Source organism: Photorhabdus sp. HUG-39 (genome assembly GCF_963878365.1).
GTDB lineage: Bacteria > Pseudomonadota > Gammaproteobacteria > Enterobacterales > Enterobacteriaceae > Photorhabdus > Photorhabdus kayaii.
Genome location: NZ_CAWNWY010000058.1, coordinates 1 through 16,959, shown reverse-complemented (window position 1 = coordinate 16,959; position 16,959 = coordinate 1). Strand labels below are relative to the sequence as shown.

Sequence of the window (16,959 nt, the reverse complement as noted above, 5' to 3'; positions counted from 1 at the left end):
AATAGTGCCATATAACTAATATTCGTTCTTATATTGAGAATCGTCAATTCGGTTTTACCTATCTTTGACATAGTTTTTTTAATCCTCTGCCTAAATCATACATTGTGCCATCCCTGACTTGGGGGTTGTAACCTTTTAAGCTGCCTGTGCGGTAGTGAACAAAATACTTGCATCAGTCCCAAAATGGGACTACCATGACTTTATGAAAATTATCTCAGTCAGTACATTAAAGCAGTTCTGGGAAATCTATCCCGATGCTGAACAACAGTTAAAGGCATGGGTTGACGAGGCTAAGAAAGCGGCGTGGAAAACCCCTGCTGAAATTAAAGCTCAGTACCGCAATGCGAGTATCCTGAAAAACAATCGCGTGGTATTTAATATTAAAGGAAATAGTTATCGTCTAATAGTTTCTATTTTTTACCCGATTGGCTGGGTGTACGTAAAATTCATCGGCACACATAAACAATACGATGCTATAGATGCCAATACAATTGAGCCGGAGTAAGCTATGAATATTAAGCCCATTCGCACCGAACAAGACTATCAAGAAGCATTAAAAGCTATCTCACCAATGTTTGATAATCAGCCTGAAATCGGTTCTCCCGAATTTGACTACATGGAAGTCATGGTCTTGCTGATTGAAGCCTATGAGACTGAGCATTTCCCGATTGATCCACCTGACCCTATTGAGGCCATAAAATTCAGAATGGAGCAATCTGGGTTAACAGCAAAAGACCTGGTACCCGCCATCGGTAAAGTCAATCGTGTATACGAAATACTTAATCGCAAACGTAGCCTCACGCTACCGATGGTATGGAACTTACATAAAATGTTCGGGATACCAGCAGAAAGCTTAATCAAACCCGCTTCTTAAACTGCTTGTGATAGGTAAAAAGCAACCCCGCTACGATGGTGGGGTTTTACTAAAAGCGCCTTTATCTGGATAACTGGCGAGTATTGCACAGTCTGAGAATTTCTAATTGTCCAATCTAACTCTCTCAAGCCAAGGATGTACTGACAGATACATCCTTTATCGATAACCGCAAGACAAATGCATTTAATTATTATTCACCAATCCAATATTTGTATTTTTCATAAAATTCATCTCTAGTTTGAGGTGGGAGCTTAGCCATGATTAATCTGATATCATTTCTGTATCTATTAATAATCAGCGAGTTATCAACATTTGGATTGGCAATTTTTATTTTTTCTACCATCGATTTAATATTATCTTCATTGACATCAAATCCAACTTTTCTCCTAATAAAGAAACTTTCAATAGGCATATCTATTGGTCTGAAACTATTTTTTTCTTCCGCTTGCATTTTCGCCTGAACATCACTACCGCAATGTTTGCACTTGATGGCGCCAGACTTGATGAATTCGGCGCAATAAGGGCACTTTACATCACCTTCCATCCGTTGTCTCTTGCCACCAAATATCATCATCATTAACCCACAGAATGAAATAAAGATTCCTAGCCAGATGTGATTCTGCCTTGAAGCAATCAACCCGATATTATTAACTCTGTCACCGTGTTCTGTTGCAACACTCACATCCATATTAAAAGCAATAAAAATCCAAACAAAACCGATAGCCAGCAAGAAACAACCCAACCCTTTCATTATTACCCCTCATTTTAGAAATATATAAAGCAGACAGATAACATAGGTACCCAAGTTTAACAGACTATCCTTGAATTTTCCCATCTATAAATTAATCTAAAATATTGAGAAATGCCATTTTTCAGTTACACATACCATCCCCATTATTAATGTTATTTATATTATCAGTAATGGTTATTATCAGGGCGAGGCTGTGAACGTTTTTTGAACTTAAATTGCACATAACAAAATCCAAATGCGAATAAAAAACACCCAACCAAAAGCTATTCAAGTATTGAATAATGCTTCATTTAAGTGACTTATTCAAAATATAGCCTTCATTCTCTCGCCCTGTGGTTATTATGGCCTTAGAGAATCCAATCTCTCCTGTACTGCATTTCTCGATCCATTATCAGTTATTGGCATTTGTCTTACTTGCCCCATCGCCATTTGTGTCTCAACCCACATATCAGCCCAAACTTTAATTGAATCACCTGTATTGCCAATAGTAAACCTTATTTTACCTACTGGAGTTGTAGAGTAACTATTACCAATCATTAGCTGAGTTAAGATAGCACTACCGCCTTCTGTTTCTTTAGAACAAAGTACAGAAGATGTTGACGACTCAACAACCGTAAATCCTTTTTCGTTACAGTATGCCACCAATGAATCCCTAACAGCTTCTTTCGTTGTGTTGGTGTACATGCCTTCCGGTTTTCCTGATTGAGTTTGTTTCTCCAAAGGGACGTTATTGGCACACCCAGACAGCAAAACCGATCCCATCAATAAAACAGCTAATCTTTTCATCACACACCTCGTTTCGCATTTCATTTAAGTGATGAGAGTTTAACCGCTATCGGTTGCAAATCAATGCAAAATCACGTCCGTATGAACTTGGTTTATCGTCAGTCTGATCAGATGTCAGGGTTCCAATAAATATTCATTAAGCTAAGTTAAGTTAAGTATTCAGCCAAATCTTAACCACAACAGAGGGATGGCTGATTACCTCTGAATAAAGGAAAAGGTATGCCTATAAAACCAGTAGATCTTCAGCTTGAAGTCGGGCTCAAAAACCTAACTGATGCAGCAAACGAAATAGCTAAATTGAAGATCCTCTACGGCTTAATGATAAGTAAACTCCATGGAGAATATCGAGACTCCATCATTAAAGAGGCAAAAGAAATAGGCTTAGACGAAGAAGTGAAGTGGATACAAGAGTTCTTCCCTGTCGGGGACAAAACCAAGTAAATGATACCCCAGATATCATGACACGTCGCTGTTTATACGTATTTTACGTTTGCAGCCACTTTCCGGCTTGAACTACCGGCGCAAAGTCTCATGTCGTTTATCGCTTTTTGATGTAGATCCTTGTAATAAAAAGTAGCTTGTATAGTTTCTGCAAGCTGCTTTTCCAGATCGCCAACCTTTTTCTCTAACTCTTCAATACGCTTTTCCATTATTTACCTCATAATATAAAAATGACTTAGTTAACGCCTACCGTATGTGGCATTCCACAACGGAGAGCCGGTTTTTGTTAGCTGTACAGTGATTGCTTTGTCTATCGCGCCGTTAATTTGCTTTGTAATACCGGACATATCAATAGACGCTGCATCAGAGCCTTTTTGCTGAGAACCTCCATCAATATAAACATTAGTTTGGACTGTTACACCACCAGCCGTAGGAACTAACCCATACCGAGGCGCAGGCTGCAATGCTTGACTGATCGGTGCTTGAGCGCTGCCAACATAACCACCGTTAGCATATCCCTGCGCACTGTGCATCATAGAGTACAGATTGCCAACCCCGATTCGGCTGGTGGCTTCTTTCGTAAATACAAACTCGCCGCCGTGAACTATACCTCTCGGCTCAAACTTTCCACCTTGTCCTGTATAGCCACCCGATGCCATTCCTGGAAGAGAAAAACCAAAAGCACTAGCCCCAGCCTCTATCGCCTTAAACACGAGCATTTGAGTGATCATCTGGGTTATCTGCTTGAGTATAGATGTTGCAAAATCCTTGAAATTGGCTTTGCCTGTTGTCAGGAAATCACTAAATGAATTTCCCATTCCAGTGAAAGCATTTTGAGCGATATTGGCAACATTACCGTAGACGTTAGTTGCAGCATCTTGATATTCAGCAAATCCTTTTTTAAAGCCCAGTTCCCAATTACCGCGAAGTTCATCCTCTTTTTTGTAGCGATCATCCTGTGCGGCTTGCATTTTATCGAAATCAGGGTTCTTAGAAGATAGCTTAAGCTGTTCTCTCTCTCTATTTCTTTGTCCTTCTCTGTCGCTAACGCCCGCACTACTCAATATTGAATTAGTAGCCGCTTCTTGTTGATCAATGAATTTAGCGGCTGTATCTCTCATCGAATTGAGTTGTTTCTGCTTCTCAATTTGATCGCCTATATTTGCCAGCTTTTCTTTTTCGGCAAGAATAGCGTCTTTACTTAAAAGAAGTGACTTTTCATCATTAGTGAGTTTTCTCTTATTTGCCGCATCTTCAATAACAGAAAACTTGGCTTGCTCTTCCCAAAGCTGCCTACGTTGAGAACTAATTACGTCATTAATCGACTTGTGATCTTGCAATACTTTGTATTGGGCTTGAAGAGTTAAAAGCTGCCTATTTGCAGCGTCCTCAGTTCTAACACCTGCATCCGGTCTATAAGATTTAACTTTTGGCGTTGCTGGGTCTTTATATAAGCTTTCAATGCCAGCCCTCGCTTTATCTATTTCCTCCTTAGAAAATAATTTAGCCCTACCCTCAGCGGCGGCTTTAGCATTGTCTTTAATAGCCTCATTAAGATCTTTAGTGGCTTTAACTCTCTTTTCGGCTGCTGTTACACCAGCTTCAGTTAATTTTGTTAATGTTAATTGAGCATCAATTGCATCTTGATCAAGTTTTGCAATATTTTGTTTTTTCTTTGCTTGCTCATCAATTGCAGCTAACTCTTTCTTCCATTGTGCTAAAGTATCATTACTTATATAAGATAGCCCTTTACCCTTACCATTGTAACGGCGCGGGTCGTTTTCCGCTGACCTAATTTTTAATGCTAATTCTGCTCTTTTTTCTGCATCAGATGGGTCTCTTCCAAGGCCCATTATTCCATCCCACATTTTTGATGCCGAACGCTCTATTTCATCAAAAAACTTTGGTAAGGTTCCCATATTGGTGCGGATTTCATCAGCTCTACGCTTTATTGCTCCATTTAAAGCATCTGTAGCTGCCGCCACTGCACTAACCTTATCGCCCTCCTTTTGCAATGCAGCAATATGCTGATATTGTGCAGCAGTCAAGTAATGCATATTCTTGGTTAAAGCAAGTGAACCCCCAGCAGGATCATCAGAAAGTTGTGAAAACTGCTTAACTAAATCATTAATTGACTGACCGGAATAGCGGCTGAACTCTATTATTGACTGAGTTGCGGCTTTTAAATTCACTGATGAGCTAACACCGGCACCAGCTAGCTTACTCAGAACTTCCGATGCTTCTCCAACAGTACTGTTACTTTTACCAACTTCACTCGCCATGCTAGCGAGTTGCCTAGCCGTCACTCCAGAGTAGCTACCAGTTAAGATCACGGCTTTATTGAATGCACTGCTTTCTTTTTCAGCAACATCATATGCTTTATATAAACCATACAATGCAACAGACGCCGCCCCAATTGGCCCTGCAATAGCTAACCCTCTCAAGCTGAACAACTGATCAATCAGCCCAGACCGGTTAGCAAGCGTAATACCTGAGCCACGCAATGCACCAAAATTCCCGCGTGCAAGCTCACCAACCATCACACCAAGCTCTTTTCTTGCCGCTGAAGTTTTCAAACTAAAATCATGCGTTGCATTACCCGCCTTTGATAGCTTTTTAATATAGATATCAGCAGCAGAGCTAACATTCAGTTGAGCGGCGCGATACTTTAATAGCTCCTGACGGCTCATGTTTTGCGTTGCAACTTCGTCTCTTAACTTTGCAAGAAATGCCTGCCTTTCTCTGTGCGCTCTTTCTGCCGCCGTTGTTGCAGCCCGCTCCTCTTGTGCTTGTTCTGCTAGTGCTCTCTTTAATCCCCTTGAAGCTATTTCTGCGGCTTTCTTTTGTTCTGTCGCTCTTCTTTCCGCTTCTTCCTGACGTTTAATTTGAGTTATCAGAGGGGTCATTTCCTTTGATACACCAAGTTGAGCGGCTTTATACTCCAGCATCTGTGATTTTGAAGCACCGTATAAAAAAACTTGCTCATGGAGTTTCTTAGCAAAATCATTGCGGGCTCTGCTTAACTTATCTGCATTAATCAGGGCTGCTTTACCCGCTTCTGTTTCAGCCTGAGCAAATCGACCAAGCCTGACTTCTGTCGATGCTAATATTTCTTGGTAATTTTTATAATCATCATCCGGGACACTCCCATCCCTCCACAGTCGATTAAGACGCCGTTGAGTCTCATCTAATTTGTTAAGAGCCGCTGTTGCCGGGCTAATTTTATTAATGAGCTTTTGAAATGATTCAGCTTCTTTAGATACGCCGTCTGACTCATCCCTGAGGCTCTTTATATGCTTTTCGCGGATTTCAGCACCAACTTTAAAATTATCATTCAGGCCAGTTGATGCCTTACTTGCTTTTTCAGCAACAGATTGAAATTTGTTTAGTTCCTGATTTCCGCGTTCTAAATCAGCGGTGTCGAGTCTCAAAGAAATAGTTGCTATATCAGACATGCTGACCTCAAAAACAAAAAAAACCAGCACTAGGCTGGCATAGGTTGATTATGTATTAGAAACAGAAAGCGACTTGACGGGTTAATTTAACTATCAGATTTAAATGCCCGGCCAGCAACAAAGACGGCCGCCAAACCAACAAGATCTAGAGTAATAAGTGTTCCAGCGAACCAGGTGTTCCCAAGTGCTGCAAATATTGTAGCTATGACGAGGATCATAACGGAGATAGTAAATCCCATCCACTGTCCTCTTTTGTCTTTATTTATCACCCCTTGGATGGCTTTGCTTTTGGTGTCGTGCCTGAATGCCTGTTCTTTTTCTGACAATGACAACAGCCGTTCCGCAGTACCGGGAAGGATATTTTCATACTCACGAAACATGCTTGGGGGAGGTAACGGGCCCTGGAAATGAGAAACTTTGTGCTGAACAACAGCCATGATTTTTGGGCTATCGAGCAACATATCTATTAACTCTGGTTGCTCGATCAACTGGTGCTCTATCCGTTCAGCTATTTCTACGGATTCAGAATCATTACTATCGACTATGTTTGTATTTTCCTGGTTTGACATCTTTATAACCTTGAGCGCTCAAAACTTTAGCAACATCTTGTGATATTGCCGCCATATCATTACGAATTTGCTCTAAATCACTCTCAGATGATACAAGTTTCATATAATTAGTCGATGGCATAATATCCATGATGCTACCAGCCGCTTTCAAGTACCGACGTATTGTAAGTGACACGTTTTCACCCCTATTACCATTTTTTGTAACAATAACTTGTTACTAGTTAGCGTACATCAACTTGTTACTAATTAGTGTACATCGTTGTGATGGCAGATCAACACTAAGTTATGAGATTTACTACACCATAAATATAAAATCCTAAGCAAACTAGGGCACTAGATACTTACCTTGAGCGCCCTCAGATGCTCTTGTGGGCTATGCGGCTGGATAAATCAATTTTAACTGCCCTTTTACTCCGAATGCTGACATACACCGAGACTCAAAATCTTTATAGTCAGCGCAACTGTTAGCAAGCATTGTTACGGCTTTCAATTGTTCTTCCACCAGCATTAACGCTTCAGGCTTAAGATTTTCTACGTTAACTAAAAGAGGAGAAATCTCCCATTTAAAATTATACGCTTCAATATCAATCTCTTGACCAACTTTTGATTCGTGCGTGTGAAGCACATAAAAACCCCGGCTGATGCCAGGGCGTTAGGTGTTGTTTGAATGCATGATTATTAGAGCTTCACGCTCCATCACTCTAATATCGTTAAATACAGTTGCGCGGTCATTTACGCAGATTAAATCCATGACTGAATGTAAGACATTGTAATCAAGCCCTGTTGCGCCAGCGGCACCCACCCGCCACTGTGTAGATAATGCTTGAAATGTCAGGAATGAATCCCACACATCAGGCCAGACTTCAACATCCTCAGCAATATCACCGAGCATTTCCAATTCAAATTCAGAAGGGGGTTTTATATATAATGCTCGCGCAACTGCAATTAGTTTTTTTCTCTAAATAAACCAAGAGATTTGTAATACGTGGTAATTATTGCTTCGTATGCGTGTGGATAATTATCAAGCAATGTATCCAGATTTTCTTGATTAAATTCGTGCTCTTTAAATCCCCATCCATTCGCAATAGACATAATGAATTTATCGTTCGTCATGCCATCCTGTTTTTCCATTTCAGCCAGCTTACTCAACGGATAATGTTTGAATTCAAAAATTAATTCACCTTCACCGCCCCCTGGAATTGTTATTTTCACTACTTCTTTAAATATTGGATTTGGATTTAATGTAATCTGACTCATTGTTCACCTGTATTTCGTTAAATGTCGGTATCTGAATTTTTCTTTGTTACTGTTTCATCGGTATCAGAAGATTCTTCAGATACCGTAGTTACTTTTTTGCTGAACCACGCACATAAATCATTTGCTTAGAGCGCAGCGAGAATTTAACATCAATATTTTCAACTTCGTTGATAGCAGTCTTCGGAATTTCTTGATATGAAACAGTTGCATTAAAATAACGATCATGACCGGCTTTTTTGTTGAAGAAATAGACCGTCACCAGTTCCTTACTTTCATCCATCCCAATAAGCAGGCTATGGGCGGGTAATGTTGGGTCATACGCAAAATTGAACGTCATCACCACCGCATTTTTAAACGTATCCACGTTTTGCGCCTGGTCATCTTCGAGGAACTGAACAGTTGTCGATTGTTGATCACCGCCTTCGATGCTCACCGTTAAAACTTGTTCGATTCGTGTAAATGCAATGACTTTTCGAATTGTTCCAACAGCGCCACCAGCCGGAAAATTGTCTTTATCCGTTGTGTCCATCCCTTCAAGCGTAACCGATGTTCCCGACGCCACTTTAACGCGGAACGCCCCCTTCATTTTTGACCAACCGGAATCAATTTGTACGATATCACCGGCCTTAATATCGTTTAAATTATCTACTGTCAGAACAACTTCTTTATCATTAGTTGCCGCCGTAATATTTGCAGCTTCACCTAGTTTATTTGAAATATAAACTTTCGAGCCATTTGGAATATTAAATGCCATGCTTCCACCTCGTGTTAAGCATAAAAAAATACCGCGTAGAGCGGCTATGTTGATTGGGATACTTATCGATTAACATCAGCGCGATATGGCACGCTGACCGGTGTTATGTAATTAACATGATCTTGAATACAGGGGTGAACAGTCGGCTCGCCATTGAAATAAACTTTGAAATCACCATCGACGATTTCATGTCCATTTTTTAACAAATTACATAACTGTTCAGACATGAATAGCGCTTCAACTTCACCATTACCGGATTTTGTGACAACATTAACTTGCACAATCCCGCGATATATCTGCATATCCAATGCAAGACCAATATTATCAGTCACAGCGGGCATAATATGGCACTGTAAATACGTTTTATCGGTACTTGTGAATTCAATATTCGAATACTCAACCGGAAAATTATATTTAGCAGCCCAATCACCAATATAGGCTTTAATTAATCGGATTATCTTCGATGTACTCACTTATTCACCTCAGCCGCTGACTCTCTGAACATGCTTGCAGCCTCCTCCGCTGTTATCCTGATCATTCCGTTTGGGGCTTGTGACGAATGTCCAAATTCAAGCTTATATGCATAAGGGCGATTATTCGTGAAGTAAATAGACTTCATACCAACATGAAACTGATCAATCATCAAATTACCAACGGCTTTTGTCATATTGCCCTTTTTATCAATACGATGGGTTTCCCCTTCCGCAGGTTCATTAAACGACACTTGCCAGTTACCACGAAATGCGCCACCGGTATAACCGGGTGGCTTGTAGTAATCCATACTATCATTGACGCGAGCCCGCTTTTTAAGCCATTTTCTTTTTGGCGTAAGATTATCAGGATCTAACCTGAGCATTTCGTTATGCTCAAATACAGCATCATTGTAATCTCTCGCCGTTTTGTTTACTTTCCACAACTCAGGGTTGCCGACCGGCGATATATCTACAAGCTTTGCAAGAATCCTCATACTTGCAACTTTAACGACAGCCTCAGCATTACGCTGATATTTATCAACGAACGCATTAATCGCTTGCATAAATTGATTAGAATCAGACATATTATTTTCTCAATTGTGCACGATAACAAATAAGCGTTTCAGCGGGCTTTGATGGATTATTACTTATAACGCGATATTTATCATTATCGACCGTGACAACATCACCCACTTTAATTTCTGTTTCACCCGTAAATACAATGCGGATATCTCCAGCCAGAATTAATTGGCCGTCAATTTCATCTGCCCGGTAATCAGTCTTAACACCGGTGGCTTTAAACGAACTATTCGGATCATAATACTCAATGCCATTGACTACCTTAATCTTACCTTTACGTAAGAGATCGAATTCCATGCCGTATTTTTTAATAAGCTTATCGGCTGTTTTGCGCATTTGTGGGTAGAACTTAGCCATGTCACCCCCGATATACGTCGAATTGCATGCCGTCAGACGTGGACAAGATCCCAGAAAGCAAACCTTTTATCCACGGAAACTTAGGTGAACCAGAATTCGTACCCGGCGCATAAGTGATAGAAACTACGCCTGACACGGACTCAGATAATACTTCACCACCAATAGTGGGACTAAGCTCGTTATCGAGTGCTTCTATTGCCAGCCTACATTGAGCATGAATCAATTGTCTTGGTATTTCGTCAGATGAAATCTCATATCCATCAACTACTAAGCCCTTACGCGGAAATGGTAACTTTTGCTCTATTTTTGTTCTCTGTCCTTTCCATTTCTGGTTGTTAAGGTAGTCCATAGCATTAGTAAGCATTTGTTCTAAAGACTTATTATTATCTGGTATCTCAATGCCACGACTATCAGCATAATCCCTCAAGTCGCCTATTCCAGCATAACTATTAAAACCTAGAGAACTTGGGTTCGAATCAATCATTGCGACCTCAAAAGAAAAGGGGCCGAAGCCCCGCTATTATTGCTTGGTTTCTACCTTACTTGAGGTTTTAGCTTTACCGCTAATAACTGCCGCAAAAGGAATATTTTTCCTGTCAAATACGCGCGTCCAGTTTGTGCCGTTCGCGAAATCAGCGATTGAAGGTGTTTTGTTTGGATCTTCCTCCCCTCCCCAGCTAAAACCAGCCGGTTGCAAGATGTAAGTTTTTCTTTCCCATAGAACCTCGGCACCTCCACCGTTACCACCGGACGCTTTGCGATCTAGTTCAACGGGCATATGTGGTTGACCATTTCCGTACCCAAATGCTCCAGCCCCAAAGAATACTGTCAAATAACGCCCATCCTCATAACGCAAACTGTCATCCATAAATATTGGTTTACCCAAATATGTTTGCAGGATAATACGGCCAACAGAATCACGGATTGTTTCTATCAAATCTTTCTTTGCCATCTGTTTCATTACAATAGAATGTACACCTATTGCGTTGAATGCATCAGCAGCATCACCGGCTGTGAATGCCGCATCAATAAGGTTATCAGCGGAAATTACTTCATCCCCTTGAATAACCATATCGCCACCATTGTTGGTAATATTTGATGCAATTACTCCTCGGGCTGCACTGATTAAATAACGCTGCCACTGACGAGTCCAGTAAGTGCCGAAGCGATTTCTGATATGTGACATCGGATCAGTATTTGCCAACTCAGATGTTAAGTCAGACACGCCATAGCCTTTGTTTAAATATAAGACCCTGGTCTTCATGCTTGATTGAGTAGCTTTACCAACTTTGCCGATTTGATCCGGATCATCAGTAGATGCATTAGGTGATTCATCGGCATCCAAATCATTCCAATAGCTAATAGTCGCAGTTCCTTGACTACCGGAGGCAATATCATTTAGCTGTTGCAGGTTGGTAATAATTCCTGATTCATAGACCGCTGTTTTCTCAGGGCTGTTTTGAGGGGCGATAGTTTGGTAGTAATCACCACGAAAAATATCTGATAAACGGGTTGAAGCACTTCCCATGTTAATTTCCTATTTATTTTGAGTTTCTGCGAGGCGTTTAAATTCCTCAGGATTTTCATCGAATAAACGGATGCGTTCAGCTTCCGTATAATCACTCCATTTTTTGCCGCCACCACTAGCAACGACATGGCGATTTTCACCCCCGGTTCCAGTCGCCTTGCTACCAATTACTATCGGAGCAAATAATTTGTTATTGCGAAATTCTTTTTCTAAATCTTCCAGCGTGGCCGCCGATGGTTTGCTTTCAGCATCAAGAACGCGCGTTTTACCATCTTCAACAGTGAGACGTGCTTTAATATGAGGAACAATAATTGCTGCACTATCACCAGCCAACCTTGTTGCAAGAGACTGAGCAACGTTATCCACTAATAGAGTACGCAAGCTGCTATCTTTCTCATCAATCTGAGATAACAACTCTTTTTCACGAGCAGACAGCTTTTCAGACCAGCTTTTTTCCAATGCTTCAATATCGCCATTCTTACGTGCTTGTTCTTCTGCTGCTTTTTTTGCGGCCTCTTCTGCTACACGGCGCTTCTCTTGCTCCGCTTTTTTTTCACTAAGAAGCTCATTAACTTTTTTCTCAAGCCCAGACACATCGGGAATATCTGGCATTCCTTCAATTTGAAGCTGATATACACCACCTGCTTCTTTGTAGGATGCCTTTTGTGAATCATCTAATACGTCAAACTCTTCTTTAGTTAGCTTAAACTTAAACATCATTACCTCTGGTTTGATGCAGCAATCTCAGATTGCAAGTAATAAAAAACCTGCCGTAGCAGGTCGTGATTTGAATTAAAAGAAATACCAAAATCATTCATATCCAGCATCTTCAAATGCCTTTTCATCCAATTCTTTAAGCTTATTCAAAGTGATAAATTCACCCTTGTCTGTAAAAAATGTTGATGGGTCCATGCCACCATCGCGCATAAGCCTGGCTCTTGTTTCACCGAGTATTTCAATTTGCCGTTTAAGTGATTGGCTCTTAAGCCACTCCAGATAAGAAATATCGGCCGGAACCTGACCGTCCATCGATGCACGAGTCCCTACAGTCATTTCGTTAGCATTAATACCCAACTCTTTCCATGACTTAGTCACAAGATTTTCAGTGGAACGACAACAGAAATGTATCCTGCCGGGACCTTGCAGATAAGGGATTTTGTGGCCTATGGGTTTACCGCTAAGCGTGTATTTCTTGTGATCACGAATAATACACATTGTTGACGTTTTGTTATCAAGCGTTGACAACCACTGCTTGCAATCAATCAAGTCACGATTTGCATGCGCAAACTCATCACGTGCAATTAACTGCAAGTGACTGACTGCTGTTTTTGCAATGCTGGTTGCGTTTGCTCTGCTCATTTGCAATGCGCCGTCACTATAATTTAGTGTTGCATGACCTCTAATTTTTTTACCGATTTCATAAGCACTATCCCCGTTAAGATAACCATTTCTGACGGCATTATTGATACGAATCATCCGATCATGCTCAAGACCTGACGCCCACTCAGACAGCAACTTGCCCTGAAACGGCCTTCCCGTCATAGCGGCATAAATCATGTCCTGGGTAATCCCCATTAGCGGATAATGTCGCAGAACAACATCAGGCAATAATGATTCGAAAAGTGATGGATAATAACCCGCTTCATATTTAGCTAATATCAATAACTCATCAGCTAAATCAGTAAATGCCACTGTCACTGATTGTTTATTTATTTCTCTGACACTACTAAGCAATGATTCAAATCGTTTTACTGTGAATGATTCAGCACTTAAGTTACTATCATCAAGAGCCATTACCAGCTTAGTAACTAGTTCAGTGTCAAACTCATTGAGTTTTTTAACCATTCTGCGAGCAACGTGATTAGAATACCGGCAAGAAAATAACTTTCTTGCTATTGCTTCATTACGCAACCTGTCGTTAACAGTCTTCTTCACGGATTACTCCAAAAGGTTTGGCGCTGAATCTCTCAAATCCTGCTCTATTTGTTCCACTGTTTTCTTATCACTAATAGCACCAACGCTTTGCAGATATGAAATAAAGTCACTTAGCGGCATATTGTTAGATTGAACAGCACTTAAGAGAGCTGTAACAGTAGATGAATCAATAGCTGATATCTCGTATGTCTTATTGATCTCAATATGCGCCTCTCCGTGTCCCGTGAACGCAATTGCAAACCCAAATGCTCTATTGAATGCCTGCTCTACATTACCAGCACACAATGACAGCACACTATTATCAGTCTGTGCTTCATCACTTGCTTGCGTTGCTGTTCTTGCTGAGGTACCGCGTTCAATCAATTTGGCTCCAAGCATTGCCATCTGTCTTTCACGGCGTTCAGCTAGTAGCATTTGTATCCCACGCTCTTCTGGCTGAGCAAACTTCATATCACCGCCAACAGGAAGACTGACGCCTTTCCGTGAGCCGACAACAAATCCATCGGGTAAATTGTCATCAATCCATTGCTGAGTTAATCCTGTTAATGCGATCATGGGCTGCCCAACAAGGTGGGCAGATTCAGCTAAATCAGCCTCAATCTGATAGTGCTTAATATTTACATATGCGATATCTGCCAACGGGGGAGGATCAGGCGTATGATCATTGTTAACTGAACCAATCCATGACCAGGGTAGCTCACTCATTGTTAGCCCGTTACTATCTGTCAGCGCAACAAAATCACCGACTAAAATGTCACCTGACTCATCAGACCATATACGAGAGTACGCAATATTGTTAATAATACGTAGCTCTAACCAACAATTAAACATCACTAGCTCAAAACCATCTGTCTGTAATGGCTCCTGCCACTTAAGAACCACCAGCCTTGTTTTACCTCCAGTTACGCGCCAATTAATTATCTGTTTTGCCGTAAACAAACGAAGTATCGGTCTTCCGCTCTTCTCTACAGTTTTCATACCTTGAGTAGTGAAATCCGTTAATAAACCCGCTCGCCCACGCTGCAAATTTTGTGATAGCGCGTCACGAATCAATTGGGTTAATGGCTGCCCCTCTCCGTCTGCATCCTTTTCAATTTCAACCAAGTTATCAAGACCAGATACCCTGATGATTGCTGGTTTGTTGAACGCAATACCAAGCAATCCATTAAGCGTTCTGCCTGTTGCATTAATGAAAGCAGCCCGCGTTTTATATTTGTCATACCTTTTTCCGTCACGATCATCAGATTTCTCATCAGTTGCCGGATGCGGTAAATATTTTTTGCCGCGACTTTTAATCACCCTTTCGCCGTTAACACAATCTCCAATCATCTCCCATTCAGAAAGAAATTCGCTGTATGCCGGGTGGTGATAGTCAATATTTAAATCTGCCATTTGTTTACCATTTGAAAGGGATATTTTTAGCTACTCGATTAATATTTCGTTTTGATACACCAAAGTATCTGAATGCATCAGCATCATGTGATGTGAAGTCATGGAGTGGTTTATCTTTCCAGCATCCTCGCTTGTCATCCCACTCTTTTCTGTATGCCTCTAAATGAGATATTCCTTCTGAACATTTATACTCATCAAAAATACAACAAGGAAGAATTTCACGAACCGCTTCAATACCTTCATCTACAGAAAGTTTTGGTACAACATTAAAACTTATTCGATATATTTCACCATCAATTTCATAGCCTTCATAAGCTAATTGTTTCCGGCTTTTTCCATCACCCGCAAACTCTCTATTATCAATATCATGCGGTGCATTATGAGTCCCATATTTGTAACCTTTATCCTTCAATATTTTCATATAGTGGCGAAGACCTTCACCAGAGTTTGAATAGTGATCGATAATATGGAACTCATTGCCGACTTCACGAACAAACCAGATCGATGTTGAGTCGCCAACCCCTAAATCCCAGTAAGTGTGAACAGGAAGATGAGAATTATCAGGTAATATGCCAATGCGTTTATTTCCGTACAGATAACGAAATTGTTTTGCGTAATACGCACCTTCAATAGACTGTTGGAATGCCTCAGCGGATATTGACGGATATTCACGCTTCATGTCATCGCCAAGCGTTTTCTCTTTTGCGTAGTACCAGGCTTTTTGACGCTCATTTAGATGAATGTCATGCTTACCTGACAACTCAGCAAAGTAATCAATCAATCGTCGTGGTAGTGGTTCCACCGGATCAATAGAGTAAAGCGGATTTTTCCACCACGAAAAGAAAAAGAACTTCCAATCTAACTGTGAGCGAGGCTTATTTTGAATTTGTGCCTTTTCAGCCGACTGGCAATAATCATAGAAATAGCCTGCTCGTCCTTCCGCTGTACTTTCAATCGTTGTAAAACAATCGCTTGATACTGCCTCAAATGCTCCAGTAACAATCTCACGGGCTTTTTCGGGATATTTAGCACATATTTTCCCGAATTCAGACACATGTAGATAGCGCAACGTGCCACCACGAAAAGAAGTACTGATATACAGTGATCCGCCTTTCTGAAACACCAGTTCACCCACCGCATCATTACTTGCAGGGTTAGCAGCTTTGATTTCATCCGGCAATTTGCCGTAGGCATATTTAATCTTCTCTCGGAATAGGCGCTTGGCATCATTTAACGTGTGAGCAATCAAGGCACACTTAGCCGCCTCAAACAGTGCTGCATCCAACTGGATAATACAAACCTCAGTCGTGAAACCAAGCTGGCGGGCTTTAAGAATGATGTTTCGTGTGTGCATGCCCTCGAAGTATTCAAGCTGTTCTGGCGTCATTTTGAATTTGACTGAGCGCCCTTCCTTGTTTGTTATCCAGTAGAGATGATTTAGCCGCCAGAGCTTATCGCGTAATAACGCTAAATGTTCTGGCTTCATGTTTATCCCTCAGAGAGTTCATCCATCAGATTAGATAACGTTCCGACAACATCATGCTCATTTTTAATTTGCTCACGGAATGCCTGCACGCCAACATGCTTACCAAGCAACTCAAGATTTTTAACTTTATCCGGCCACTTGATTTTCTTGAGAATCGTTTCTTCTGTGCTTTCATCGCGGTCATAAATCGTCGTTGAAATATCGAAGCCTGATAATGTTGTACGCCAAACTACCGGCCATTCGCTTACTGCTTTTAACCTTCCGTCGTCATCAATGATGTCTAGTACGTCCATTCTGTCGATTTCGACTAAGCGTTTAAGCA

The 16,959-nt window shown here is 41.0% G+C and carries 23 protein-coding genes; 3 read left to right on the top strand and 20 right to left on the bottom strand.

Going from position 1 to position 16,959, the window contains the following annotated elements; all coding sequences use genetic code 11:
* Positions 1–202: 202 nt before the first annotated feature.
* Together AAC155_RS23085 and AAC155_RS23080 are read left to right on the top strand one after the other, a co-directional pair.
* Positions 203–505: a type II toxin-antitoxin system HigB family toxin gene (locus tag AAC155_RS23085; protein WP_113044290.1), complete on the top strand. Its 303-nt coding sequence runs from the start codon at positions 203–205 to the stop codon at positions 503–505.
* A 3-nt stretch (positions 506–508) separates the two neighbouring features.
* On the top strand, positions 509–874 hold the full coding sequence (locus tag AAC155_RS23080) for a helix-turn-helix domain-containing protein (RefSeq protein WP_113044289.1): 366 nt from the start codon (positions 509–511) through the stop codon (positions 872–874).
* Between the two features lie 190 nt (positions 875–1,064).
* Here the strand turns inward: AAC155_RS23080 and AAC155_RS23075 are convergent, their stop codons facing one another.
* On the bottom strand, positions 1,065–1,625 hold the full coding sequence (locus AAC155_RS23075) for a zinc ribbon domain-containing protein (protein ID WP_229015714.1): 561 nt from the start codon (positions 1,623–1,625) through the stop codon (positions 1,065–1,067).
* A gap of 339 nt (positions 1,626–1,964) precedes the next feature.
* Complete coding sequence (locus AAC155_RS23070) at positions 1,965–2,411, bottom strand: hypothetical protein (RefSeq protein WP_113044288.1); 447 nt, start codon at positions 2,409–2,411, stop codon at positions 1,965–1,967.
* A 219-nt stretch (positions 2,412–2,630) separates the two neighbouring features.
* On the opposite strand from AAC155_RS23070, the gene AAC155_RS23065 reads away from it, so the two are divergent.
* Complete coding sequence (locus AAC155_RS23065; RefSeq protein ID WP_113044287.1) at positions 2,631–2,852, top strand: hypothetical protein; 222 nt, start codon at positions 2,631–2,633, stop codon at positions 2,850–2,852.
* 32 nt (positions 2,853–2,884) lie between these two features.
* On the opposite strand, the gene AAC155_RS23060 is transcribed toward AAC155_RS23065, so the two are convergent.
* From AAC155_RS23060 to AAC155_RS22975, 18 genes are all read right to left on the bottom strand, one after another.
* Positions 2,885–3,061, bottom strand: coding sequence for a hypothetical protein (locus AAC155_RS23060; RefSeq protein ID WP_158536627.1), 177 nt, complete (start codon positions 3,059–3,061; stop codon positions 2,885–2,887).
* Between the two features lie 30 nt (positions 3,062–3,091).
* Positions 3,092–6,307, bottom strand: coding sequence for a phage tail tape measure protein (locus tag AAC155_RS23055; protein WP_113044286.1), 3,216 nt, complete (start codon positions 6,305–6,307; stop codon positions 3,092–3,094).
* Positions 6,308–6,393: 86 nt separating this feature from the next.
* Entirely contained in the window at positions 6,394–6,876 is a 483-nt protein-coding gene (locus tag AAC155_RS23050) for a DUF2335 domain-containing protein (protein ID WP_191214979.1), read from the bottom strand.
* The gene (locus AAC155_RS23045) at positions 6,842–7,051 is read right to left on the bottom strand and encodes a hypothetical protein (protein WP_146748142.1); all 210 of its coding nucleotides are present in this window, start codon (positions 7,049–7,051) and stop codon (positions 6,842–6,844) included. The genes AAC155_RS23050 and AAC155_RS23045 overlap by 35 nt, the downstream gene beginning before the upstream one ends.
* Before the next feature lie 198 nt (positions 7,052–7,249).
* The gene (locus AAC155_RS23040; RefSeq protein WP_113044285.1) at positions 7,250–7,501 is read right to left on the bottom strand and encodes a hypothetical protein; all 252 of its coding nucleotides are present in this window, start codon (positions 7,499–7,501) and stop codon (positions 7,250–7,252) included.
* Positions 7,502–7,528: 27 nt separating this feature from the next.
* A complete protein-coding gene (locus AAC155_RS23035; RefSeq protein WP_113044284.1) occupies positions 7,529–7,768 on the bottom strand; it encodes a DUF1799 domain-containing protein in 240 nt (79 codons plus the stop codon).
* 53 nt (positions 7,769–7,821) lie between these two features.
* The gene (locus AAC155_RS23030; RefSeq protein ID WP_113044283.1) at positions 7,822–8,133 is read right to left on the bottom strand and encodes a phage tail assembly chaperone; all 312 of its coding nucleotides are present in this window, start codon (positions 8,131–8,133) and stop codon (positions 7,822–7,824) included.
* 88 nt (positions 8,134–8,221) lie between these two features.
* Positions 8,222–8,887 carry a phage tail tube protein gene (locus AAC155_RS23025; protein WP_113044282.1) on the bottom strand — a complete coding sequence of 222 codons (666 nt, stop codon included), beginning with the start codon at positions 8,885–8,887 and terminating at the stop codon, positions 8,222–8,224.
* A gap of 62 nt (positions 8,888–8,949) precedes the next feature.
* On the bottom strand, positions 8,950–9,360 hold the full coding sequence (locus tag AAC155_RS23020) for a phage tail terminator-like protein (RefSeq protein ID WP_113044281.1): 411 nt from the start codon (positions 9,358–9,360) through the stop codon (positions 8,950–8,952).
* On the bottom strand, positions 9,357–9,944 hold the full coding sequence (locus AAC155_RS23015) for a hypothetical protein (RefSeq protein ID WP_113044280.1): 588 nt from the start codon (positions 9,942–9,944) through the stop codon (positions 9,357–9,359). The genes AAC155_RS23020 and AAC155_RS23015 overlap by 4 nt, the downstream gene beginning before the upstream one ends.
* A 1-nt stretch (position 9,945) precedes the next feature.
* Positions 9,946–10,296 carry a hypothetical protein gene (locus AAC155_RS23010; RefSeq protein WP_113044279.1) on the bottom strand — a complete coding sequence of 117 codons (351 nt, stop codon included), beginning with the start codon at positions 10,294–10,296 and terminating at the stop codon, positions 9,946–9,948.
* 1 nt (position 10,297) lies between these two features.
* Positions 10,298–10,780 carry a DnaT-like ssDNA-binding protein gene (locus AAC155_RS23005; RefSeq protein WP_113044278.1) on the bottom strand — a complete coding sequence of 161 codons (483 nt, stop codon included), beginning with the start codon at positions 10,778–10,780 and terminating at the stop codon, positions 10,298–10,300.
* Positions 10,781–10,816: 36 nt separating this feature from the next.
* Positions 10,817–11,824, bottom strand: a complete 1,008-nt coding sequence (locus tag AAC155_RS23000) for a phage coat protein (protein ID WP_113044277.1) — start codon at positions 11,822–11,824, stop codon at positions 10,817–10,819.
* A 9-nt stretch (positions 11,825–11,833) separates the two neighbouring features.
* Positions 11,834–12,541 carry a hypothetical protein gene (locus AAC155_RS22995; protein ID WP_229015716.1) on the bottom strand — a complete coding sequence of 236 codons (708 nt, stop codon included), beginning with the start codon at positions 12,539–12,541 and terminating at the stop codon, positions 11,834–11,836.
* Positions 12,542–12,634: 93 nt separating this feature from the next.
* Entirely contained in the window at positions 12,635–13,759 is a 1,125-nt protein-coding gene (locus AAC155_RS22990) for a hypothetical protein (protein ID WP_113044276.1), read from the bottom strand.
* Positions 13,760–13,762: 3 nt separating this feature from the next.
* Positions 13,763–15,151, bottom strand: a complete 1,389-nt coding sequence (locus tag AAC155_RS22985; RefSeq protein ID WP_113044275.1) for a DUF4055 domain-containing protein — start codon at positions 15,149–15,151, stop codon at positions 13,763–13,765.
* 4 nt (positions 15,152–15,155) lie between these two features.
* Positions 15,156–16,637 carry a terminase gene (locus tag AAC155_RS22980; protein WP_113044274.1) on the bottom strand — a complete coding sequence of 494 codons (1,482 nt, stop codon included), beginning with the start codon at positions 16,635–16,637 and terminating at the stop codon, positions 15,156–15,158.
* Between the two features lie 2 nt (positions 16,638–16,639).
* On the bottom strand, positions 16,640–16,959 hold a 320-nt coding region (locus tag AAC155_RS22975), incomplete at its 5' end, for a terminase small subunit (protein WP_223121504.1).